The 655-nt window shown below is 50.7% G+C and carries 2 protein-coding genes; both read left to right on the top strand.

Annotated features, from left to right (window positions below; translation table 11 throughout):
• The coding region (gene dapF, locus R7Z49_RS25580; protein ID WP_318112467.1) for a diaminopimelate epimerase at positions 1 to 495 on the top strand (495 nt) is incomplete at its 5' end.
• On the top strand, positions 489 to 655 hold a 167-nt coding region (locus R7Z49_RS25575), incomplete at its 3' end, for a DUF484 family protein (protein ID WP_318112469.1). The genes dapF and R7Z49_RS25575, both read left to right, overlap by 7 nt.

Genomic DNA, 655 nt, shown 5'->3' with positions numbered 1-655 from the left:
GACGGTGAAGTGACGGTCAACATGGGCGTGCCAGAGTTTGAACCGAACAAAATTCCGTTCAAAGCGAAGCAGAAAGAAAAAACCTACATCATGCGCGCGGGTGACAAGACGCTGTTTTGTGGTGCCGTCAGCATGGGTAACCCGCATGTGGTGACAGTAGTGGATGACGTGGATACCGCAGATGTGGACACTCTAGGTCCGCTGCTTGAATCACACGAACGCTTCCCTGAACGTGTGAACGCTGGCTTTATGCAAGTGGTGAGTCGTGACCATATTCGTCTTCGAGTTTACGAGCGCGGCGCAGGTGAAACACAAGCTTGTGGTAGCGGCGCATGTGGCGCGGTGGCTGTGGGTATTTTGCAAGGACTTTTGGATGAGAGTGTGAAAGTATCGCTACCTGGTGGTGAGCTGCATATTTCTTGGCAAGGCCCGGGCAAACCACTCTTTATGACAGGCCCTGCTACTCACGTATTTGATGGTCAACTGTCGTGCTAGTCAAAGAAAAAGGAAACGGTTTGTCTCAAGTTGAAGCTGACGCATTAACGGCAGAAGTGGTGGCTGAATACCTAAAAGATCACCCTGACTTTTTTGTTGAGCGCCCTGAGCTGGTGGATCGTCTGTCTTTTCCACATTCGGATTTAGGTACGGTTTCGTT

It is taken from the genome of Vibrio sp. 1562 (assembly GCF_033340155.1).
Lineage (GTDB): Bacteria > Pseudomonadota > Gammaproteobacteria > Enterobacterales > Vibrionaceae > Vibrio > Vibrio alginolyticus.
The sequence above is the reverse complement of the archived record's forward strand: the minus strand, read 5'-3'. Positions and strand labels throughout refer to the sequence as shown.